This window comes from Streptomyces sp. NPDC002138 (assembly GCF_040296485.1).
Lineage (GTDB): Bacteria > Actinomycetota > Actinomycetes > Streptomycetales > Streptomycetaceae > Streptomyces.
On record NZ_JBEOXE010000057.1, the window covers coordinates 1 to 22,981 of the forward strand.

Annotated in this window: 15 protein-coding genes; 6 read left to right on the forward strand and 9 right to left on the reverse strand. The window is 73.4% G+C overall.

The features are described 5' to 3' along the window. Positions 1-125 precede the first annotated feature (125 nt). Positions 126-1,190: a uroporphyrinogen decarboxylase gene (gene hemE / locus ABT084_RS29090; protein WP_351050007.1), complete on the reverse strand. Its 1,065-nt coding sequence runs from the start codon at positions 1,188-1,190 to the stop codon at positions 126-128. A 91-nt stretch (positions 1,191-1,281) separates the two neighbouring features. Here hemE and ABT084_RS29095 point away from each other — a divergent pair, with 91 nt between their 5' ends. The 3 genes from ABT084_RS29095 to ABT084_RS29105 all read left to right on the forward strand — a co-directional run bounded on the left by ABT084_RS29095 (position 1,282) and on the right by ABT084_RS29105 (position 4,333). Next, complete coding sequence (locus ABT084_RS29095; protein ID WP_351050009.1) at positions 1,282-1,932, forward strand: DUF3000 domain-containing protein; 651 nt, start codon at positions 1,282-1,284, stop codon at positions 1,930-1,932. A 310-nt stretch (positions 1,933-2,242) separates the two neighbouring features. Further along, a complete protein-coding gene (locus ABT084_RS29100; RefSeq protein ID WP_330333266.1) occupies positions 2,243-2,905 on the forward strand; it encodes a LuxR C-terminal-related transcriptional regulator in 663 nt (220 codons plus the stop codon). 147 nt (positions 2,906-3,052) lie between these two features. After that, entirely contained in the window at positions 3,053-4,333 is a 1,281-nt protein-coding gene (locus ABT084_RS29105) for an HRDC domain-containing protein (protein ID WP_351050013.1), read from the forward strand. Positions 4,334-4,429: 96 nt separating this feature from the next. Here ABT084_RS29105 and ABT084_RS29110 read toward each other — a convergent pair whose 3' ends face one another. Further along, positions 4,430-5,596, reverse strand: a complete 1,167-nt coding sequence (locus ABT084_RS29110) for an alpha/beta fold hydrolase (RefSeq protein WP_351050016.1) — start codon at positions 5,594-5,596, stop codon at positions 4,430-4,432. Positions 5,597-5,942: 346 nt separating this feature from the next. Between ABT084_RS29110 and ABT084_RS29115 the strand changes: the two genes are divergently transcribed. Further along, positions 5,943-7,163: a thiolase family protein gene (locus ABT084_RS29115; protein WP_351050018.1), complete on the forward strand. Its 1,221-nt coding sequence runs from the start codon at positions 5,943-5,945 to the stop codon at positions 7,161-7,163. After that, a complete protein-coding gene (locus ABT084_RS29120) occupies positions 7,160-9,301 on the forward strand; it encodes a 3-hydroxyacyl-CoA dehydrogenase NAD-binding domain-containing protein (protein WP_351050020.1) in 2,142 nt (713 codons plus the stop codon). The genes ABT084_RS29115 and ABT084_RS29120 overlap by 4 nt, the downstream gene beginning before the upstream one ends. Positions 9,302-9,397: 96 nt before the next feature. On the opposite strand, the gene ABT084_RS29125 is transcribed toward ABT084_RS29120, so the two are convergent. The 7 genes from ABT084_RS29125 to ABT084_RS29155 all read right to left on the reverse strand — a co-directional run bounded on the left by ABT084_RS29125 (position 9,398) and on the right by ABT084_RS29155 (position 21,634). After that, positions 9,398-10,387: an endonuclease/exonuclease/phosphatase family protein gene (locus tag ABT084_RS29125; RefSeq protein WP_351050023.1), complete on the reverse strand. Its 990-nt coding sequence runs from the start codon at positions 10,385-10,387 to the stop codon at positions 9,398-9,400. Then, positions 10,384-12,351 (reverse strand): PIG-L family deacetylase, encoded by a 1,968-nt coding sequence (locus ABT084_RS29130; RefSeq protein ID WP_351050026.1) that lies wholly within the window; start codon positions 12,349-12,351, stop codon positions 10,384-10,386. The genes ABT084_RS29125 and ABT084_RS29130 overlap by 4 nt, the downstream gene beginning before the upstream one ends. Further along, entirely contained in the window at positions 12,348-14,453 is a 2,106-nt protein-coding gene (locus tag ABT084_RS29135; protein ID WP_351050029.1) for a glycosyltransferase family 4 protein, read from the reverse strand. The genes ABT084_RS29130 and ABT084_RS29135 overlap by 4 nt, the downstream gene beginning before the upstream one ends. Then, on the reverse strand, positions 14,450-16,228 hold the full coding sequence (locus ABT084_RS29140; protein ID WP_351050032.1) for a stealth family protein: 1,779 nt from the start codon (positions 16,226-16,228) through the stop codon (positions 14,450-14,452). Before ABT084_RS29140 ends, ABT084_RS29135 begins: the two co-directional genes overlap by 4 nt. Next, complete coding sequence (locus ABT084_RS29145) at positions 16,225-18,141, reverse strand: sugar phosphotransferase (protein WP_351050034.1); 1,917 nt, start codon at positions 18,139-18,141, stop codon at positions 16,225-16,227. The genes ABT084_RS29140 and ABT084_RS29145 overlap by 4 nt, the downstream gene beginning before the upstream one ends. A 15-nt stretch (positions 18,142-18,156) precedes the next feature. Then, positions 18,157-19,752 carry a stealth family protein gene (locus ABT084_RS29150; RefSeq protein WP_351050036.1) on the reverse strand — a complete coding sequence of 532 codons (1,596 nt, stop codon included), beginning with the start codon at positions 19,750-19,752 and terminating at the stop codon, positions 18,157-18,159. Positions 19,753-19,894: 142 nt separating this feature from the next. Further along, positions 19,895-21,634, reverse strand: a complete 1,740-nt coding sequence (locus ABT084_RS29155) for a PLL family lectin (RefSeq protein WP_351050038.1) — start codon at positions 21,632-21,634, stop codon at positions 19,895-19,897. 174 nt (positions 21,635-21,808) lie between these two features. Between ABT084_RS29155 and ABT084_RS29160 the strand changes: the two genes are divergently transcribed. Next, positions 21,809-22,969: an LCP family protein gene (locus ABT084_RS29160; protein ID WP_351050040.1), complete on the forward strand. Its 1,161-nt coding sequence runs from the start codon at positions 21,809-21,811 to the stop codon at positions 22,967-22,969. The last annotated feature ends 12 nt before the right edge of the window (positions 22,970-22,981 follow it).

Here is a 22,981-nt window from a genome sequence, read left to right on the forward strand (position 1 = left end):
CGGCCCGCCTCCCCCCCCCCCCGGGGGGGCGGGGGGGGGGGGGGGGGGGGGGGCGCCCCCCCCCCCCCGGAACGGAGGAAGGGCGGGGCGGGGAGAAGCCCCCGCCGGGCCGCCACCCGCCAGGGTCAGCGCTGCGTCCGGGTGTGGACGTAGTCCACCAGGCGGGTCAGGGCCGTCGGGTCGGTCGTCGGGAGGACGCCGTGGCCCAGGTTGAAGATGTGGCCCTCCAGGCCGGCCGCCGCGTCCAGGACCTCGCGGGCCTTGGCCTCCACGGCCTCGGGGGTGGAGAAGAGGACCGCCGGGTCCAGATTGCCCTGGAGCGCCTTGCCGGGCCCGACCCGCCGCACGGCGTCGGCCAGCGAGACCCGGTAGTCGACGCCCATGACGTCCGCCCCCGCCTCACCCATCAGGCCCAGCAGCTCGCCCGTACCCACACCGAAGTGGATCCGCGGAACGCCGTACGACTCGACCGCGGAGAAGACCTTCGTCGACGCCGGCATCACCGAGCGCCGGTAGTCCGCCGGGGCGAGCGCGCCGACCCAGGAGTCGAAGAGTTGGACCGCCGAGACGCCCGCCTCGATCTGGACCTTGAGGAAGGCGGAGGTGATCTCGGCCAGCCGGTCGAGCAGGTCGGCCCACAGCTCCGGGTCCCCGTACATCAGGGCTTTGGTGTGCTCGTGGTTCTTGGACGGGCCGCCCTCGACGAGGTAGCTCGCGAGGGTGAACGGCGCACCGGCGAAACCGATCAACGGCGTGGCACCGAGTTCACTCGTGAGCATGCCGATCGCCTCGGTGACGTACCAGACGTCCTCGGGGGTGAGGTCGCGCAGCTGTGCGAGGTCCTCGCGGCGGCGGATCGGCTGGGCGACGACCGGGCCGACGCCCGGCTTGATGTCCAGGTCGATACCGATGGCCTTCAGCGGGACCACGATGTCGGAGAAGAAGATCGCCGCGTCCACGCCGTGGCGGCGCACCGGCTGCATCGTGATCTCGGTGACCAGGTCGGGCCGCATGCAGGATTCCAGCATCTGCGTGCCCTCGCGCACCTTGCGGTACTCGGGGAGCGAGCGCCCCGCCTGGCGCATGAACCACACGGGCGTGTGCGGCACCGGCTCACGGCGGCAGGCCTTCAGGAAGGCGGAATCGTACGTCTGACTCGGCGTGCCCGTGGGGCGTTCGTTGGCGCTCACGACCCAAATCTTCGCACGTATGAAGAAGTGCCCGGCCCGGCGCGGGTGTCCCTGCGCCGCACGGGCGCCCGTTCCGCCTAGTCTTCCCCGCATGGCTGCGGCTCAGGGACGATTTTCAGATGGCGCTGACGGTGTGGACAGCGCGAAGGAGAGCTCCGTCCCGCTCCCGTTCCGGCGGGCGGTCGAGGGCTTGAAGAAGGCGCGGCTGCGGCCGGGTATCGAGATCGACCCGACGAAGCCCCCCCAGCGACTGGCCCCGTACGCGTACGCGCTCGAAGCGGCGGTCGTCGACGGCGAGGACGACCTCGCCGACGGGCGCCTCATCCTGCTCCACGACCCGTCCGGGCACGATGCCTGGCACGGGACCTTCCGGCTGGTGACGCTCGTACGGGCGGAACTCGAGCCGGAGATGGCGGCGGACCCGCTCCTGCCCGAGGTGTGCTGGTCCTGGCTGACCGGGGCCCTGGACGCGCGCGGGCTGACGTACGGGGAGGCGAGCGGCACGGTGACCATGGCCGGGTCGCACTACTTCGGCGGCCTCGCGGAGCGGCGGCCCGCCACGCAGATCGAGATCAGAGCCTCCTGGACCCCCCGCGAGGGGGTGGGCGGGGTGCCGGACGCGGGGTCCCACCTGGCCGCCTGGTGCGATCTGCTGTGCCAGATCGCCGGGCTGCCGCCGACCGGGCCCGTGGACACGGGCGTGGTCTCCCTGCCACAGCGGCGCGGTCCGCACCACCCGTAGCGAAGGGGCCGGACGGCCCTGTCGCGCGGCCCCCCGGGGCATCGCGCGGCGGCCGCTCCGTCGGCCGCGAGAGGCCCGGTGCCCCCTCGGCACCCGTCGGCGGGCTGTCGGAACGCGGCAACGCTTGAGGTGTTCTGATCGCCCCTTGATCGATCGCGCGTCCGAATTGCCCGAATTGTTACTCACCAAATCGTGATCATTCCCTAAAGCCGGGCGGGTGACGTGCCGAAGGAGTGAGTGACCATCCGCACGGTGGGTACCGGCTCCTTCCCCGGTCGGCATCCACTCGCCACTCCCTTCAGGAGGCCTGGTGTCCGTTCTTCTCGAGCAGCCCGCAAGCCTGGTCGCCTACCGCCCGAACAAGCCGACGGCCATGGTTGTCGTGGCCGACCCGCGCGTCCGCTCCACCGTGACCCGCCACCTGTGGGCTCTCGGGGTTCGTGACGTCATCGAGGCTTCGTCCATCGCGGAGGCCCGCCCCCGCGTCGGAAGCCCGCGCGACATCTGCGTGGCCGACGTGCACCTGCCCGACGGTTCCGGTCTCACCCTGCTCTCCGAGACCCGTGCCGCGGGCTGGCCCAACGGCCTGGCCCTGTCCGCCGCCGACGACATCGGCGCCGTACGCAACGCCCTCGCGGGCGGAGTCAAGGGCTACGTCGTCACCGGAACCCGTACCAACATCGGGCTCCCCAGCCGGCCCGGCTCCGCGCCCATCGGCGCGGCCGCCGCCCGGATGCACCGCCGCCCCCCGGGTGCCCCGAGCCACCCGGGCGGCTACCGCGAGCTGTCCGGCCGCGAGGTCGAGGTCCTGCGCCTCGTCGCGGAAGGACAGTCCAACAAGGCCATCGGAGTCTCGATGGGCCTGTCCGCCCTGACCGTCAAGTCCCACCTCGCCCGGATCGCCCGCAAGCTGGGCACCGGCGACCGGGCCGGGATGGTCGCCGTCGCGCTGCGGACGGGGATCATCCACTGACCCCGCACCGGGCGCCCCGGCCCACGCCTCCGGTTACCGGCCGGAAGCGCACCGGGGTACCCGGGGGAACGTCCGTGTTCACACCTCGCGCCCGTCGCCGGAACGTTCCGGCGACGGGCGCGTCACATCCATGGATACCCTTGAGCGGTGACCGACGCCCAAGAGACCGCAGCAGACCTGCGCACCACCACCGGGGGCGGCCCCCCGGACGACGAGGTTTCGTCCGATGGGCTGCCCATCCCCCTGCTCGAACCCCGTGAGGGCATCCCTCCGGTGATCGCCGACGAAGAGGCCCTCGCCCGGGTGGTCGCGGCCTTCGCCGCGGGCACGGGACCCGTGGCCGTCGACGCCGAGCGCGCCTCCGGATACCGCTACGGCCAGCGCGCCTACCTGGTGCAGCTCCGTCGCGAAGGGGCCGGCTCCGCGCTGATCGACCCCGTGGGGTGCCCGGACCTCTCCTCGCTGGGCGAGGCCCTGTCCGGCACCGAGTGGATCCTGCACGCCGCCACCCAGGACCTGCCGTGCCTGCGGGAAATAGGCATGGTCCCCACCTCCCTGTTCGACACCGAGCTGGCCGGGCGCCTCGCCGGGTTCCCCCGGGTCGGACTCGGCGCCATGGTCGAGAGCGTGCTCGGCTACGCGCTGGAGAAGGGCCACTCCGCCGTCGACTGGTCCACCCGCCCGCTGCCGGAGCCGTGGCTGCGCTACGCCGCGCTGGACGTGGAGCTGCTGGTGGACCTGCGCGACGCGCTGGAGGAGGAGCTGGACCGGCAGGGCAAGCTCGACTGGGCCCACCAGGAATTCGACGCCATCGCCGCCGCCCCGCCCGCCCCGCCCCGCAAGGACCCCTGGCGGCGCACCTCCGGGATGCACAAGGTGCGGCGCCGCCGTCAGATGGCGGTCGTCCGCGAACTGTGGGAGGCCCGCGACCGGATCGCCCAGCGACGTGACGTATCCCCGGGCAAGGTTCTGGGAGACGCGGCGATCGTCGAGGCCGCCCTCGCCCTGCCGCTCAACGTGCAGGCCATGTCCGCTCTGCCCGGATACGGGCAGCGGGTCGGCCGGCGCCAGCTGGACCAGTGGATGGCGGCCGTGGACCGGGCCAGGGCGCTGCCCGAGAACGAGCTGCCGCAGCCCGGGGCCACCCCCGCCGGCCCCCCGCCGCCGCGCTCCTGGGCGGACAAGGACCCGGCAGCCGCGGCCCGGCTGGCGGCGGCCCGTACGGCCGTCTCCGCGCTGGCGGAAGGGCTGAACCTGCCCCAGGAGAACCTGATCACCCCGGACAGCGTCCGGCGCCTGTGCTGGGAGCCCCCCTTCCAGGTCTCGGCCGCTTCCGTCGCGGAGGCCCTGGCCTCCTACGGCGCCCGCGCCTGGCAGATCGAGCAGGTGACGGACGCCCTGGTCACGGCCCTGGCCGTGACGGACTAGGCCCCGCACGCACGGAGATCCCGCGAGAGCCCCCGCCGACCCCGGACCCTGCGTCCCACCCCGGCGGGGGCTCTTCGCGCGGTGGGGCGCGGCGCCCTACGGCACGGGCAGGGGCGTGACGGCGTCGTTGTCGTCCACGTGGAAGCTGCCCTTGTCCTTCCCGAACACCTTGGTGTGCTTGAGCCACTGCTTCGACATCTCGTGCAGGATGATGCGCCGGCCCTCCCACGGCATCTGGTGACTGGCGCAGGACACCTTGAACATCAGTTTGTTCGGGCCCGCGATGGCCTTGTAGAGCTCGGTGACCGACAGGCCCAGGGTGGTCACGGTCTTGTCGAGGTCGCCGTACACGATGAGCACGGGGACCGGGCCGCCGAGCGTGCCGTGGAGCGGCGCGGTGTTCTTGTTCCAGCCCCACCAGAAGGTCTGGCGCTGGCGGCTCAGCCCCTCCGTCTGGCCGCTGGCCAGCGGCTTCCCCCAGGTGCGGCCCTTGGTGTCGCTCGCGATGATCGCTTCCCAGACCAGGTCCACCGCGCCCGGTGCCTGCTGGGCCGCGCAGTCGGGACCGAGCTCGTTGCCCCAGGCCGTCTTCAGCCCGGCCTTGTTGCCGAGGGTCATCGGGTACGGCGGGGTGTTCAGCGGCAGGGGGGACGGGGCGCCGAACTCGGTCCCGGGGGCACTGTCCGGGCCATTGGGCTTGAACACGGGGGCCTGGAACATCAGGCTCGCGACGTTGTCCGGGTGCTGGATCGCGTAGGGGCCCAGCGCGTACGCGGCGGCGGAATTGCCGATCATGTCCAGCTTCTGCACACCGTGGAGGTCCTTGATGTACTCGACGACCCTGTGGAGCTCGTCCCAGTCGCTCTGCGAGTTGCCCAGCTGGTGGGGGTAGGAGGGGGCGCAGTCGGAGGTCAGCGGCAGGTTGGGGGGCAGGACGCGGTCGTGCTGGGCCGGGTTGGCGTTGCAGGGGGTGTCCATCTCCGGGCGGGGTGAGAGCCCCATCCCCTGGAGGTCCAGCATGAACACGTCGTAGCCGGCGTGTGCCAGCACCCTGGACCAGCTGTAGTCACCGAGGCCGATGTCGTACGTGGCCAGGACCGGCACGGTCCTGCCGTGCAGCATCAGGACGGCGCGTCGCTTGTTGGCCGGGGTACCCGGGGGCGTCCCGTCGTACTCGCGGACGAAGAGGTTCACGAGCTGGTCGTGGTTGGCGGGGACGGTCGACTTGTGCGGAACAGCATGGTCTGTCTGCTTGATGGGCATGCGGGACTCCGTCGCGTCGTCGGCTGCCCGGAGGCGGGCACCCGGGGCGCGGTCAAGGATCGGGGCCGCCGGGACGCCGGGCCAGGAGCGGGGCCGGGCGGACGGCCGAGGACGACCCCATCGGGGCGTTGCGCCGGTCCGATCGGCCGGGCGCGCGGCCGGGGCGCGCGGACCTGGGGGTGCGGACCTGGGGATGCGGTGCGGAGTGTGACCTTCACCGCTCCTTCCGGAGGGGGTGTCCACATGGGTTACCCGCAAGTAGCATGGGGCAGGTGAGCGGGCGCTCAGGACATCTGGACGCGCCCCCGCGCAGCAGTGCCACCCCGCACCCTGGAGGAGAGCCATCGTGCCTCGTACCGTCAGGGACGTCGTCTTCGTCGACGGCGTCCGCACCCCGTTCGGCAAGGCGGGCCCGAAGGGCATCTACCACGAGACCCGGGCCGACGACCTCGTCGTCAAGGCGATCCGGGAGCTGCTGCGCCGCAACCCGGACCTGGACCCCGCGAAGATCGACGAGGTCGCCATCGCCGCGACCACCCAGATCGGCGACCAGGGCCTGACGCTGGGCCGCACGGCCGGCATCCTCGCGGGCCTCCCGCAGTCGGTCCCCGGCTACTCCATCGACCGCATGTGCGCCGGTGCGCTCACGGCCGTGACGACCGCCGCCGGTTCCATCGCCTTCGGCGCCTACGACGTGGTCATCGCCGGTGGCGTCGAGCACATGGGCCGCCACCCGATGGGCGAGGGCGTGGACCCGAACCCGCGCTTCGTCAGCGAGAAGCTGGTCGACGAGTCGGCCCTCTTCATGGGCATGACGGCGGAGAACCTGCACGACCGCTACCCCACCATCACCAAGCTCCGCGCCGACGAGTACGCCGTGCGCTCGCAGGAGAAGGCCGCCAAGGCGTACGCCGACGGCAAGATCCAGCAGGACCTGGTGCCGGTCTCGGTGCGCAACACCAACCCGGACGTCGGTGAGACGGGCTGGGGCCTGGTCACCACCGACGAGCCGATGCGCCCGGGCACCACCCTGGAGAACCTGGCGAACCTCAAGACGCCGTTCCGTACCCACGGACGCGTCACCGCGGGCAACGCCGCCGGTCTCAACGACGGCGCCACCGCCTCGATCCTCGCCTCCGAGGACTTCGCCCGCGAGAACAACCTCCCGGTCAAGATGCGCCTGGTCTCCTACGCCTTCGCGGGCGTGGAGCCGGAGGTCATGGGCTACGGCCCGATCCCGGCCACCGAGAAGGCCCTCGCCCAGGGCGGCCTGTCGATCTCCGACATCGGTCTCTTCGAGATCAACGAGGCCTTCGCCGTCCAGGTGCTGGCCTTCCTGGAGCACTACGGCATCGCGGACGACGACGCGCGCGTCAACCAGTACGGCGGCGCGATCGCCTACGGTCACCCGCTCGCCTCCTCCGGCGTCCGCCTGCTCACCCAGCTGGCCCGCCAGTTCGAGGAGCAGCCGCACGTCCGCTACGGCCTGACCACCATGTGTGTCGGCTTCGGCATGGGCGCGACGACCATCTGGGAGAACCCGCACTTCGACGGAGGCAGCAAGTGAGCACCACCACCACTGAGCTTCTGAAGGGCGCGGCCGAGCTGTTCCCGGACGAGGTCGTCACGCAGGCGCACGTCCGCCACCTCGACCTGCCGTTCGGCGCCGGGCGCTTCGCGCTCGTCACGCTGGACAACGGCCTGGACCACACCAAGCCGACCACCTTCGGGCCGCAGTCCCTCGCCAACCTGAACGCGGCGATCGACCAGCTCGAGCAGGAGGCCCTCGCGGGCTCCATCGTCGGTGCGGGCCTGACCGGCAAGCCGTTCATCTTCGCGGTCGGCGCCGACCTCAAGGGCGTCGAGCTGCTCAAGCAGCACGACGAGGCGCTCGCCATCGGCAAGGGCGGCCACGACGTCTTCAAGCGCCTGGCCGCGCTGGCCGTCCCCACCTTCGCCTACTACAACGGCGCGGCGATGGGCGGCGGTGTCGAGGTCGGTCTGCACTGCACCTACCGCACCGTCTCGAAGGCCATCCCGGCCTTCTCGCTGCCCGAGGTCTTCCTCGGTCTGGTCCCCGGCTGGGGCGGCTGCGCCCTGCTGCCGAACCTGATCGGCGCGGACCGCGCGGTCTCGGTGATCATCGAGAACTCGATGAACCAGAACCGTCAGCTCAAGGGCAAGCAGGTCTTCGAACTGGGCATCGCCGACGCCCTGTTCGAGGGTGCCGACTTCCTCGAGCAGTCGCTGGTCTGGACCGCGAACGTCCTCGCGGGCAAGACCGAGGTCGTACGGGCCGAGATCGACCGCGGTGACGCCTGGGACGCCGCGGTCGCCCGCGGCCGCTCCATCGCCGACTCCAAGGTGCACGGCGCGGCCCCGGCCGCCTACCGCGCGCTGGAGATCATCGAGGCCGCCAAGGACGGGGACCTGCAGAAGGGCTTCGACGCCGAGGACGCGGCCCTGGCCGACCTCATCATGGGCGGCGAACTGCGCTCCGGCATCTACGCCTTCAACCTGGTCCAGAAGCGCGCCAAGCGCCCGGCCGGCGCCCCGGACAAGAACCTGGCCCGCCCGGTCACCAAGGTCGGCGTCGTCGGCGCGGGCCTGATGGCCTCGCAGCTGGCGCTGCTCTTCCTGCGCCGCCTGGAGGTGCCGGTGGTCCTCACCGACATCGACCAGGAGCGTGTGGACAAGGGCGTGGGCTACGTCCACGCCGAGATCCAGAAGCTGCTCGGCAAGGGCCGTATCAACCAGGACAAGGCCAACCGCCTGACCGCCCTGGTGACGGGCGTCCTGGACAAGGCCGAGGGCTTCGCGGACGCGGACTTCATCATCGAGGCCGTGTTCGAGGAGATGTCGGTCAAGCAGAAGGTGTTCGCGGAGGTCGAGGCGGTCGCTCCGGCGCACGCGATCCTCGCCACCAACACCTCCTCGCTGTCGGTGTCGGAGATGGCCTCCAAGCTCCAGCACCCGGAGCGCGTGGTCGGCTTCCACTTCTTCAACCCGGTCGCGATCCTGCCGCTGCTGGAGATCGTCCGCGGCGAGCAGACCGACGACGCCTCGCTGGCCACGGCCTTCGGTGTGGCGCGCAAGCTCAAGAAGACCGCGGTCCTCACCAAGGACGCCCCGGCGTTCGTCGTGAACCGCATCCTCACCCGCTTCATGGGCGAGATCCAGAACGTCATCGACGAGGGCACCCCGGTGGTCACCGCCGAGAAGGCCATCGAGCCGCTCGGCCTGCCGATGTCCCCGCTGGTGCTGCTGGAACTGGTCGGCCCGGCCATCGGTCTGCACGTGTCGGAGACCCTGAACCGCGCCTTCCCGGAGCGCTTCACCGTCTCGCCGAACCTGTCCGCCGTGGTCAAGGCCGGCAAGCGCGGCTTCTACGTCTACAACGCGGAGAACGGCTTCAAGCCGGAGCTCGACCCCGAGGTCGCCGCGCTGCTCGTCCAGGGCGACAGCGTCCTGACCGAGGAGCAGGTCCGCGACCGCGTCCTGGACGCGGTGGCGCAGGAGATCGGCCTGATGCTGGAGGAGGGTGTCGTGGCCGAGGCCCAGGACATCGACCTCTGCCTGATCACCGGTGCGGGCTGGCCCTTCCACCTGGGCGGCATCACGCCGTACCTGGACCGTGAGGGCGTCTCGGAGCGGGTGAACGGCAAGAAGTTCCTCGCCCCGGGTCTGGCGAGCGTCCCGGCGTAACGGGAAACACCGCTGCACGACGGACGGCGGGCGGTACGGGATCACTCCCGTACCGCCCGCCGTTCTCGTTACCGCCCGAACGCGACGGCCGGGGCGCTACTTCCTGAACTGGAAGACGCCCTCGTACAGGACGTGGTCCGACTCCGTGACCGGGACCGTCACGGCCCGGGGCGCGGTGAAGTGGGCCTCGGTGGCGAAGATGTAGTCGATCTTCCGGCCGTCGTCCGCGGTCGGCGCCCCGTTGCGGCACCGCGCCGGCACCGGGTCCTGGCAGCGCACTCCCCCGGTCGCGCCGATCTTGAACCAGCGCCGGTTGCGCTCGTCCGCCTCCAGGAAGCGCCCGTCGGGGTCGTGCTGGTCCTTCTCGCCGCGCGTGTGCCCGTACAGCCCCGCCAGCGAGCCCTCGTTGGGCTGCTGGTTCAGGTCGCCCGCCAGGATCACGGGGGTCGTGGGCGGGAAGGCGACCGGGTCGTCGAACCAGCGGTGGAGTTCCTTCAGCTGGCTGTCGGCGGTCCCCGCGTGGGCGCCGCAGAAGGTGACCTGGCGCGCGCGGGCCCGCGTGGGCACGCACAGCAGCCCGCGCCGCACCGGCTCCGAGCGGCCCCCGGCCTGGTAGGTCTCCCCGTCCGTGTCGGTGAAGGCGCGGAAGAGAGCCGGGCCGGTCAGCTCCTCGCGGGAGAACACCGCCAGGCCGTAGGAGGTGTCCGCGCCGCAGGCAGGAACGTTTCCGTGCATCTGCTGGTAGGCCCCGCGCAGGGGCAGGCCGCGCTCCCGGAACACGGCCTCCAGCGCCTGGAACTGGCCGCGGCAGATCTCGTTGACGCCGAGCAGGTCGGGGTGGCGCAGCACCGTCTCGTTCACCAGCCGGTCGACCGAGCCGCCCCGGCCCGTGCCGCCGTGGTTGGGGCACTGGTGAGCGGCTCCGCAGATGTTCCACTGCAGGACCACCACGGACGGACCGGCCTGCGGGTCCGCCTCCCCCGAGCCGTCCCAGAGCGGGTCCCGGGCGTCGCTGCGGGCCCAGCCCAGGGCGGCGGCCGCGAGCGCCAGGGCGAGGCCCAGCGCCGCCAGCCGTCGCCGTCTCACGCGGTCACGGCGGGCCCCAGCGGGCTCCCCGTCTCCGGGGCGAGCTGGCGGCGGACGTGGAGCCGGCCGTCGGTGCCGATGACCGCGACGGTCACGGCGCCCGCGGCGTCGTAGGCGAGCGCGGGGGCCTGGACGAACATCTCGCCGCTCTCCCGCCAGCGGGCGCCGGAGATGTCCTTCTCCCGGTCGGGCAGCGAGACGCTGAGCCGGCCGCGCGAGCTGCGGTGCGCCAGGTGCGCCTCGCGGGCGCCGCGCTGCGGGGCCCAGAGCGCGGCGACCGCGCCCGTACCCCCGGTGCCGCCGACGCCCGCGCCCGAGCCGGGCCAGCGGCCGGTGTCGTGCTGGCGGTAGGCCATGACCTGCTGGGTGCCCGCCTCGCGGAAGTACAGACAGGTGCGTCCGCCGCCGGAGTTCACCGCGGTGATCCCGCCGCTGGCCACGGGCCCGGTCACCAGGGAGTCGTCCCGGGTGAAGGGCGCGCCCGGCTCCTTCTGGAACCAGCGGACCACGGAGCTCTTGCCCGGTACGTACAGCTCGACGGTGCCGAACTCGGTGGTGATCGCGGTGCCCGCGTCCTGGAGGAAGCCGCCGCCGAGGCTCACCCAGGGTTCCCAGCCGCCCTGGGCGTTCTGGCGGCGCATGGAGATGCCCTGGTCGAAGTTGCGGGCGAAGACGTACAGCAGGCCCGCGCCGTCCACCGCGGCCATCGGGACGCCGAGTTCGCGCTGGCGGCGGCCGTCGGCGTGGACCCATTCCGGGGACTCCAGCGACTGCCAGCCGCTGAACCCGCCGCCGTCCGGGTTCTGCGTCGTGTAGACCAGGTCGATGCCGACGGCGCCGCCCTCGGCCGTACGGCGGCGCTGCGCCACCACGTGGGCCGGTCCGCCGGGGATCCCGGCGAGCGCCGTCGTGGGCGCGAGCCAGCCGTCGCCGAGCGGGAAGGGCCCCTGCCACTGCCCGCTCGCCGGGCCGGTCTCGGTGAAGAACACGAGGCGGCCCGCGAGCACGGTGAAGGCGTTGAGGCGGCCGCCCGGCCCCAGCCGGAGCCAGTCGGTGGCGGGCGAATAGCGGTAGGCGGTGCTGCGCATGTGGGTGCTGCGGTACGGGTTGGGGCCGAGCTGGCGGTCGCCGCACGCCTGGCAGGTGCCCTGCGGGCAGTGCGTGGCGTCCAGGCCCATGTAGGTGGCCAGGTAGTCGGCCTTCTCGGCCAGCTCCATCCGGTCCAGGTTCGCGCCCCAGAAGCGGTTCGCGTAGGCGCGGTAGTACTCGACGACCGGGGCGCGCTCCACGGTCTCCCGGTGGCGGGCGAGGGCCGCGATGGCGAACTCGGCGGTGGTGGCGTGGTCGACGTGGTCGGAGGTGACGAACTCGCTCTTGCCGCCGTCGTGTTCGGGGTCGGGGTCCATCGTGCGCACGGTGGTGGGCCGGATCTCGGCGAGCAGCGCGGCGAGGCCCGCGATGATCATCTCCCGGGACACCTGCTGCGGTTCGGTCAGCGCGGAGCCCCGGACGGGCACGGTCGCCTGGGTGGGGTGGACGCCGTTCCACAGCTCGAACATCCGGGTGCGGACGCCGGAGGGCGTGGGCACGCCCATGTGCAGCTGGCAGAAGTACATCCGTACGGCGGGGTGCGCGAGGAGGGTGAAGCGCTCGACCGCGAATCCGGGGACCAGCTCGGTGATCTCGCGCTGCCAGGGGCTGTTGCGGTCACCGGTGGCCATCCGCGCGTACGCCGACCGCAGGCCGCAGCCGCGGGCCGTGCTGTAGCCGCTGTAGTCCGTGGGGAGGGAGACGCGCTCGGGGTCGTTGGTGTCGGCGTTGATCCCGTCGCCCTCGCCCGCGGTCAGGACGACCGTGGCGACCGGGTCGCCGTCCTGGAGCGAGCGGACCAGGTCCGGATTCATGAAGTACAGGTCGTCGTCCTGGTGGGCGACGATATGCAGGATCGATCGGTTTCGGTTCATCGGTCCACCACGTTCATAGCCATGGCTCCGGAGACGGAGCAGTAGGGCCGGACTCGGACCGGCCGGGACGGATGCACGACGACGAAGCGGGACACGTCGTCGGCGGAGAGGGGAACGGCGGGGTACGGGTAGGCGCCCCGGACGTCGGGGAAGTCCTCGAAGAGGTGGCACACGCGCACCCGGCGCCTGCTCCCGGGGTGCGGCTGGAGCCACCAGTCCCAGTCCTCCCAGCGGGCGAGGCGGTCCTCCACCAGCTGGACCAGGGGCAGTTCCATCCGGAAGGAGCGCGCGCCGAGCACTTCCACCGGCAGGGACAGCTCGCTGCGGTGCGGGCCGCGCCGGACGAGCACGAACCGGGCCCCGTGCTCCAGGACCCGCGCTCCGCACAGCACTCCGGAGACGGTGATCCCGTCCTCGCCGACGCGCACCTCGGCGGCTTCGGCGTGGGTCTCGCGGTGCACCGTACGCAGCATCAGGGCGCCGTTCGGCTGTGCGTAGGGCAGGTTCCACAGGACCGGGCCGGGGCCCGGGTCCCGCAGCAGGCGGGCGCGGGCGTCGATGAGCCCGCGGGTGTCGCGGATCCCCGCCTTGAGGTGGACGGGATCCCCCTTGCCGGTGGTGAGCATGACCCGCCACCGGCCGTCGCCGAGGTGGTCCAGGGCGGCGGGCGGCACGACGGCGGTGTGCCGGACGGCTCCGGTGGGCAGCGTCTCACGCGCGGTGTCCAGGAGCAGGTCCGGCAGCCGGGAGCCGCTGGAGGGGCGGTGCCGCAGCAGGAACGCGCCGCGGCCGCGGGCGCCCGCGGGGCCGTCGCAGGTCAGGCTCAGCCACCCGGTGTCGGGCGCCTCGGCATGGCAGACGGCGCTCTTCACGGACTCCGGCGGGGCGCTGTCGCCCGGCGGGCGCCCCAGCCGGGCGGCCGTCGGCCCGCGGTAGCCCTTCCGGGCGGCCGCGCGGCGCCCGGCGGCCTCCTCGAACAGGGCGGTGTACCGGGCGGCGATCACCGCGGGGTCGTAGCGCTCGGCGTTGCGCAGCGCGGCGGCGCCCATCCGCGCCCGCAGCGGCCCGTCCGCCATCAGGCGGCCCAGGCCCTCGGCGATGGCGGCGACGTCGCCGTTGGCGACGAGGAGGCCGTCCTCGCCGTCGCGCAGGATCTCGCGGGGGCCCACCGGGCAGTCGGTGGAGACCACGGGCAGGCCGCAGCGCATCGCTTCGACCAGGGTCATCCCGAAGGACTCGGCGCTGGAGGTCACGGCGGCGATGGAGCCCTTGGCCCACTCCGACTCGATCGGCGAGAAGCCGCCCATGAGCAGGATCCGCCCGGCGAGGTCCAGGTCGTTGACGAGCGTGCGCAGCGCGCCCGTCTCGTCCCCGTCGCCGTAGATCCGCAGCCGCCAGTCCGGGAACGCGGGGGCGAGCCGGGCGAAGGCGCGGACCAGCAGGTCGTAGCGCTTGACGTGGTGCATGCGGCCCGCGCTGACGATCACCTTGCGGGCGCCGTCGGAGGGCGCGCCCACGGGCCGCGGCACGCTGTTGGGCACGGCGTGCACGGGGAGCCCCGGGACCGGGGTGTGCTCGCGGAAGGAGCGGGCGTCGGCCTCGGTCACCGTGGTGACGAGGTCGAGGCGCGGATAGACCCGCGCCATCTCGGCCCGGACCGCCGCCGGGATGGCCAGGTGCGTCATGTGCTCCTGGGCGACCCGCAGCGCGCCCTCCCGGGTGTGGGCGGCCACGAAGAGGTTCAGGCTGGGCCGGGTGCCGACGACCACGTCGGCGGCGGTGCCGCTCAGCTCGTCGATGATCCGCTGGTCGGACAGCCCGCTGTACTGCTCGTGGAACTCCTCCTGGCGCGGCACCACCAGGGTGGGCTCGGCCAGCCCCGGGTGGCCCCGGTCGGCGCCCGTGGCACCCGGCCGCAGGTCCACCAGGGCCCGGACGGTGACCTGCGGGGAGATGGCGAACTTGGGCGGCGCGGACGTGCGCCGGAACACGGAGACGATCTCGACCTCGTGGTCCGCGGAGAGGGCCTCGGCGAGGTTGATCACCGTCCGGTTCGTGCCGCCGATGCCGTAGATGTTGTTGATCAGGAAGGAGATCTTCATCGGCCGTGGAACTCCTTCCGCTCGAAGGGGCCGGGTACGGGGAAGTAGGCCCGCAGGAAGTCCTGGAGCAGCCGGGCCTGACGCTCCTGGTCGCGGCCGTCGGAGACGGTGTCGTTGATGCAGAAGGCCTGGCGGTCCCGGCGGGCCAGCAGGATGTTCATCCGCCGCTCGATCCCGGGCCGGTCCAGGGGGAGGTAGGCGTACTCGATGTCCGAGGGCACCGCGCGTCCCGTCAGGTAGGCGTAGTAGTGGTAGAGCGAGGACGGGATGGAGATGTCGCTCGCGCTGCGGAACCGGCTGAAGGTGGTGGCCCGGTGCGGCCCGGCGAGCTTCTCCTCCATCTCCAGGAGGATGCTGCGGCGCAGCGCGTAGGGGGCGTGGCGCATCTTCTGCACGAGGGTGGTGCCGAAGAGCTCCTCGATGATCCGCCGGTTGTTCTTGCCCGCCGCGTCGACCGGGCGGTCCCCGGGGGTGATGCCGGGCTGCGGGATCTGGGCCGGCGACAGGAACACCCGGGTCATCCCGTTCGACAGGAAGAAGTCCCGGGCGGTGACGGGCCTGCCCAGGAACATGTCGTCGTTGAAGTAGAGGAAGTGCTCCGCGAGTCCCTCTATGTGGTGCAGGCGGCTCTCGATGGCGTGCGAGTTGAAGGTGGGCAGGGCCGCGGGGTCGTCGAATATCTCCCGGTGGTCGACCACCGTGATCCGGGGGTGGGCGTCGTCCAGCCACCGCGGCCGCTGGCGGTCGGTGACCAGGAAGATCCGGCGGGCCCAGGGGGCGTGCTGTTCCAGCGAGCGCAGGGAGTAGCGCAGCTCGTCGCGGCTGATGTAGCGCGCGGGGTTGGCGGACTCCGCGTGGTAGCCCGCGCCGCCCTGTTCGCGGCGGCGCCGCTGCCAGTCGGGGTCGTTGCCGTCGACCCAGGTGTAGACGACGTCGACGGGGAAGCGCACGTCCTCGGGCAGCGCGGCGGCGCAGGCCTCGAGGGTACGGACGTGCAGGGTGCGGCGGGTGTGGCGGGAGGCGAAGCCGGTGAGCCGGTTCACGGGGACCAGGATCCGGGGCGCGTCGCAGGCCACGCTGTTCGTCACCCGGTTGGGCCGGGGCGCGGTCAGGTGCCCTTCCTCCTCGTGCCAGAACTCCAGGTCGCAGCCGTATTCGAGGCCGAGGGAGAGCGAGCCGCCCGGATCCTGCCAGACCATGCCGACCCGCAGGACGGGGGCCGCCGCGGTGGTCCGCCGGGCACGCCGGGAGCCGCCGAGCGCGGGCCGACCCGCCGTGTCCGGCTCCGCGTCGTCCGCCGCGGCGACCGGGGCGACGTACACGGGTGCCCGGCGCGCGCACTCCAGCAGGGCGGCGGCCACCCGGGGCCGGTCCTCCTCGCGCACGGCGAAGCAGGCCCGCAGGTCGTCGGCCGCGCGCACGGCGAAGTGGTCGACGCCCGCCTGCTCCAGGGCGGCGACGACCAGTTCGAGGTTGGCCTCGCGCAGCCCGAGCGGCGAGGCCGTGGGCCGGACCAGCGCGATGCGGGCGCTGCCGCTCACGAGTACGGCCAGGCGCTCGCCCTCGCGGAGCAGGTGCGGCCAGCGCGCGCGGGCCCGCCGGGCGCGCAGCGAGCGCGCCGGGCCGAGGCCGAACCGGGCCCCGCGCAGCAGCCGTTTGACCACCGCGCGCAGTCCGATCGGGACGCGCCGGGCCAGGCCGCGGCGCAGCCGGGTGGGCAGCACGGCGCGGTAGAGGGCGACCGCCGGGGACGCTTCGGGATTGGCCGAGGTCATGAAGGGCTGCCCGCCTCCTCCCGGCCGGCCCACGCCGGGGGCACGGGCACGGGTACGGCCATGGGCGCGGGCGCGGGCATCGGCGCGGGCATCGGCGCGGGCACGGCCATCGGCATCGGCATGGGCTCGGACGTGAAGCCGGTCCCCGTCCCGGGCGCGGGCGCGAAACCGATCAGGTCGAAGCCGGTCCCGGTGTCGGGTTCGGGCCCGAAGCCGGCCGGGTCGAAGGCCATGGGGTCGAAACCGCCCGGGTCGAAGCCGGCCAGCGCGGCGGCGGTCGGGACCGCGGGCTCGTCGTGGAACGGCCGAGCGGGCTCCGCCACGGCCTGTTCGAAGGGGCTGGGCACGGGGTAGTACCGGCGCAGGAAGTCCAGGACGGAGCGGGTCCCGCCGTGGTCCAGCGCGTCGGGCGAGCCCAGCCCGCACAGCTGCATCTGCTGCGCGTCACGGCGTACGAGGAGCCGGTCGAGCCAGCGGGTGACGCCGGGCACCGCCGCGTGCACCGCGATCGTGGCCTCGCCGGACGGTTCGGCGTGCCCGGAGAAGTGCGCGGCGTGGTGGACGACCCCGTCGAGCGGGTGGGTGCCCTCCAGTTCCGGGGCGTACTGGCCGTCGGTGACCGGCCGGTGGCCGGCGAATCCGTCGGCCACCGCCGCGAGGATCTCGCGCGCGAACGGCTGGGGGCCCGGGGCGTACCCGTGGGTCACGGCGCGCTGGGTGAAGGAGTACGCCCAGCCGGTCCAGGGCGCCGCCGCCTCGCGGGCCGACCAGGGGCCGCGCCGGGGCCGGGTCCCGCCGAGCGCGGTGAAGTAGTCGAAGGGCCGGACGGGGCGCCCGAGCAGCGCGCCGGGCCGGAAGTACAGGAACCGGTCGGCGAGACCGGGCACGGTGTGCAGGTCCCGCTCGGCGTCGGGTCCGGCGGGCACGATCCGCAGCCGGTCGTCGGTGCGCACCCACGGCGGCACGGGCGCCAGGGCCAGCACGTGCACCCGGTCGGTCCAGGGGGCGTACTGGTGCAGGGACCGCAGGGTAGCGCGCAGGAGCTCCTCGGCCCACGGATCGTCGTGGCACCACAGGACGGCCGCGTCGACGGGGAAGGTGACCTCTTCGACGCGCGGGACGTCGAACCCCGCGCGGGTCCGGGTCGGTTCGGCGCCCGCGTCGGTGTCGGCGTACCCGGTGAGCCGGTCGTGGGTGATCTCGACGGTGCGCGGATCGTCGGCCGGGACGACCCGCTGCACCCGGTTGGGGCGCGGGCCGACCAGGCGCGGCGCGCCCAGGCTGGTGTCCGTGGTCCAGAACTCGATCTCCACGCCCTGGTTCTCGCCGACCCAGAGGGAGCCGGTGGGATCGGTGCGCAGCCAGGTGATCCGGATCACCCGGGCCGCGCCGAAGTGCTTCCAGGCCTTGACGTAGCTGCCGGGGATCCTGGCCGTGTCGTCCTTGCCCGGGGCGACGGAGACCACGTAACCGGTCTGCCGCTCCAGCAGGGCGCGCAGCACCCGCCGCACGGCGCGCTTGTGTTCGCGCGGGACGGCCAGGCACATCCGGCGGTCGTCGAGGGCGGGCACGGTGAACCACGGGATCTTCGCCCGGTCGAGCACGGTGGTGACGAGCGCGAGGTCGGTGCGCCGGGCGAGGTCGGCGGTGAGTCCGGTGTGGACGTGGCCGACCCGGCCGTCCCCGGCCTTGGCCCGCCCCTCGGGCAGATTGCTGAAGTCGGTGGTCCGCAGCCGCCGCAGGGCGCGCTGGTGCAGCCGCGACTCGCGCTGCGCCAGGGCACGGTCCAGGCGCTTCTTGAGCCCGCGGCGCACGGGCACCGGCACCGTGTTCATGGCCACGGTCCGCACGGGCCGGGGCACCAGCTTCTGGTAGACCTGAGAGGCGGAACTGGTCGATCCGGAATCTTGCATCTCGCACGCTCCTTCTCAGAGTTCGCAGGGGCCGGGGATCGGGAAGTACGCGTTCAGGAAGCCGGTCAGGAGTTCCTGCTGCACCGCCATGTCCTCCGGGGTGGAGAAGGCGTCGTTGAGGCAGAACGAATCCTGGTCGCGCCCGCCCAGCAGGCGCTCCAGCCGCCGCGCGAGGTCCGGGACGGCCAGCTGGAGGTAGGTGAAGGCCATGGAGCCGGGCTGGGCCCGGCCGGTGAGCGCTGCGTAGTACAGCGCCAGCGACGAGGTGGGCGACAGGTCGGTCTTCGCGCGGAACCGGCTGGCGGACGTACGGGCCCACTCGCGCGGGAAGTCCGCCTCGGCCTCCGCCATCGCGCTGCGGCGCAGGGCGTAGGGGATGTGCTCCATCGGCTGGGTGATGACCCGGCCGAAGCGCTCCAGGAGCAGCGCCCGGTTGTTCTTGCAGGCGGCGTCGACGGGGGTGTCGGCGTCGGTGACCGGGCCCTGCGGGATGCGGTTCGGGGAGGGGAAGTAGCGGGCCGTGCCGACGGGGCTGAAGAAGGCGTGCGGGGTCAGCGGGCGGCCGAGGAACATGTCGTCGTTGAAGTACAGGAAGTGCTCGGAGAGCCCGGGGACGTGGTGCAGGCGGCTCTCGATGGCGTGCGAGTTGAAGGTGGGCAGGTCGGCCGGGTTCCGGAAGATCTCGCGGTGGTCGACGACGCGGAAGCCCGGCAGGTCGCGGCGCATCCAGGCGGGCACCTGGTTGTCGGTGACCACGTGGACGTTGCGGATCCAGGGCGCGAACAGGTGCAGCGAGCGCAGCGAGTAGCGCAGTTCGTCGCGGCTGAGGAAGCGGGCGTCGCTGGCCGATTCGGCGTGGTAGACCTCGCCGCGCGCGGCGGCCTTGCGGGCCGCCCAGACGGGGTCGCCGCCGTCCACCCAGGTGTAGACGGCGTCGACGGGGAAGTCGATGTCCTCGACCAGCGGGACCAGGAATTCGGGCCGGGTCGCCAGCGCCGGCGCCTCGTCGAGGGTGGTGTGGACGGGCACGAAGCGGCTGAACAGCCGTCCGGCGCCCAGCAGGACGGGGCCGTCGGCGGCCACGGACCAGGTGACGCGGTTGGCGCGCGGGGCGGTCAGCCGGTCGCCCCGACGGGTCCAGAACTCGACGGCGCAGCCGTACTCGTGCCCCAGGACCAGGTGCCCGCCGGGATCGGTGCGGTACCAGCTGACCTGGACGGCGGCCGCCGTCCGGGCCCGGTCCCACACCGCCGCGTCGTGGCCGGGGACGGGCCGGGGCGCGCGCAGCGGTTCGGCGGCCAGGGCGGTGACGTGCCCGGCGGAGGCGGCCAGGAGCCGCCGCAGGCCCTCGAGCACCCGGGCCCGGTCGGCTTCCTCGACGGCGACGACGGTGCCGTGGTCGGACTTGCCGCGTACGGCGAAGTACGGCACGCCGAGGGTGTCGAGGAGCCCGGCGACGGCGGCGCGGTTGGCCTCGCGGGCGCGCAGGGGGGTGGCGCGGGGGTCGGCGTACGCCTCGTCACCCGCGTCGCCCACCGCAAGGGTGGGGCCGCCGGGCGCACCGGCCCGGGGCGTGATCGCGGCCCCGGCCCGTGTCGCACTACCAGGCATGCTGAACCTCTCCGCGCCTTTGTGACCGGTCTCTCGAACTGCGGTGTCTCACGCCGCCGAGTTCCCGGTCCACCCGCCGCAAGATACGGAAATTGTAAAACAATGTTGCTATTTACCCGGACCCCCGGCTGAGGCGGGCACGCTAGACGACCACCCATCCGCCGAACGCCAGCCCCGGCACGGCCGGATCCTGGCGCGCCACCGACAACCGGCCGTCGGCGCCGAGGGAGAGGACCGTGAGGCGGCCGAACCCGTCGGCCGTGGCCGCCGGTTCCCGCGGGCCCGGCGCGCCCAGCGGCTCCCACCAGAGCCCGGCGTGTTCCTGCTCGGTCGGATACGCCCCGAGGCCGACGAGGCCTTCGGCGGTTCTGCGCACCAGCACGGTGCAGTCGTAGGCGTCGATGTCCGCCCGCACCGCGCCCGCTCCGGCCGCGGCGGCCGGGCCGGCCGCTCCCGCACCGCCCAGTGCGGTCACCGTACCGTCCGGGCGCAGGGCGTACGTCGCCCCGTCCCGTGCGTCACAGCCGTAGACGGTGATCCGGCCGGGCCCGGTGGCCAGCGCGGTCAGCCCGGTGCCCGGGGGCACGAGCAGCGGCAGCGGGGGCCCGGCGCGGCGCAGGTCGCCGGCCGCGGCGTCGTGGCGCCACCGCAGCACCCCGTCGCGGGAGGGCGCGAACAGCGCGGGCCGGCCCTCGGCGTCGAGCGCGGCGGCCATGCCGTCCTGGACCCCGGACCCCTGGAGGTCCCGCCAGGGCGTCCAGGAGCCGTCCTCGCGCTGCGAGCGGGCGCTCACACCGCGCCCGAAGTTGCGGACGTACACGTGGACGCAGCCCTCGGCGTCGACCACCGCGCACGGCACGCCGGCCCCGCGGCCCTTGCCGGTGGCCGCGCCGTTCGGGTTGCCCAGCGAATGCCAGCCGCCCACCGGGCGCCCGCTCTGGTACTGCACGGCGTGCATCACCTCGACCCCGGCGCCGTCCGGCCCGGCCGGGGTGCGCCGCAGCGAGAGGAGATGGACCCAGCCCTCGGGGCTGCGGGCCACCGACAGCACCGGCAGCAGGGACGGGGTGCCGAGGTCCTCGCGCACCCACTCGGGGCCGCCGGGGGTCCGCTCGGTCCAGCGCGTCACCGCGCCGCCGAGCGCGGCGTAGGCGGTCAGCCGCCCGTCCGCGCCCCGGTTGACCCCGAGCCGCGGCCCGGGGTAGCGGACGATGGCCGTGGGGGCGGCCCGGCCGCAGGAACCGGCGGCCCGGAAGCATTCGACGGCGCGGGGGGCGGCGGGCTCGGCCCGCACGGCCTCCAGGACCCCCTCGGCGACCGCCGCGTGGTCGGGGTGGTCGGCGTACACGGCGCCCGCCGCATCGCTCCACGCGATGTGTTCGGGATCGGGGTCCAGCGTGCACACGACGGTCGGCGCGAAGCGGCGCAGCAGCGCGGCGGCGACAGCGGCGAAGGACGCGGCCACCGGCGTCGGCGCCGGACCCGACGCCGAACCCGCCTGCGGCTCCGACTTCGACTTCGACGGCTCGACGAAGCAGACCGTCGTGGCGGGCCGGGACCGGAGCCGGAAGAGGTGCAACACGGCGTCGGGCCCCAGCGGTTCGGCCCCGCGCTCCCACGCACCGCCGCGGCCGATCACGTCGAGGAGGTGGTCGAGGGCCGGCTGCGGCGCCGGGACCAGGCAGACCACGGTCACGGCGCGGTCCGGTTCACCCAGCGCGCGGAACAGCGCGGTTCCGGTGACGGCGAGGGCGTCCGCCGGATGGGCCACCACATGCAGGGTGTGGGCGTGGGTCTGGGTCTGGGTCTGGGAGGCGCTGCGCGGGGCCGGTCCGGTGGCGGTCCCGCGGCGCCTGCGGCGCGACGATCGCTCGCTCTTCACCGTGGCGCCCGCCCCCACCCCGTCGCTCCCGCCGTTCCTTCGCGCCCGTGATCCTTGCACACACTTTACGCCAGTCGAATATGTGAATGAATGATCAACGGCTCGTCATGGAAGGCCCGCGCCACCGGTGGTCTATAGTGCGCGATCGAACAATCGAGCGGAGGACCGGGGCAGATGAAGACCAACGCCGCGTCAGCGGACAGCACGTCGGCCCCCTCGCCGGACGGCCCGAACGGCCCCGGCGGCGCGGACGGTTCGGACGGCCCGGACGGCCCGAGCGGTTCCGACGGCGGCGCCGCGCGCCCGCGCCGCGCGCGCGGCCGCCGGGTCCTGCGGACCGTGCTGGTGGTGGTCGCGGTGCTGATCCTCGCGGCGGCGGGCGCGGGCTGGTGGGCGTACAGCCACCTGAACGGCAACCTCGACAGCGTCGACCTCGACAAGGCCATCGGGGACAACCGGCCCGCGAAGGTGGTCGCCGGCGCCCAGAACATCCTCGTGCTCGGATCCGACTCGCGCGCCGGGGCCAACGGCGAGCTGGACCACGGCGATGTCAGCGGCGCCCGCTCGGACACCGCCATGCTCGTGCACATACCCGAGGGCCGGGCGAAGGCCACCGCGGTGAGCATCCCCCGCGACACCCTGATCACCCGGCCCGAGTGCAAGGACAAGGACGACGAGAGCAAGACCCTCGGCTCCGCGAAGCGGGTCATGTTCAACTCGGTCTACTCCGTGGGCGGTCCGGCCTGCGTGGTGAAGACCGTGGAGCAGATGTCCGGGATCCGCGTGGACCACTTCGTGGAGGTGGACTTCGCCGGGTTCAAGGGCCTGGTCGACGCCCTCGGCGGGGTCACCGTGACCCTGGACAAGCCCATGTCCGGGTCCAAGGGCGGGCTCAAGCTCGACGCCGGGACGCACCGCCTGAACGGCACCGACTCGCTGAAGTTCGTCCGTACCCGCTACGGCTACGGCGACGGCAGCGACCTGGGACGGATAGGTCTCCAGCAGCAGTTCATGATGGCGATGCTCGCCGAGATCAAGAAGCAGGACGCCCTCGGCAACCCGGCCCGGCTCTACAAGCTCGCGGACGCCGGGACCAAGTCGCTCACCACCGACTCCGGCCTCGGTTCGCTGACCGCCCTCGCCGACTTCGCGCAGAGCATGAAGGGCGTCGACCCGGACACCATGGAGACCATCATGCTCCCGGTCGACTACGACAAGATCGACCGCAACCGCGTGATCGTCGCCGAGCCGCAGGCCGGCCGGTTGTGGGAGGCCCTGCGCAACGACCAGAAGATCCCGGCCGACGCGAAGAAGTCCCCGGCCACCGGCGGCTGAGCCGCCGGCGGC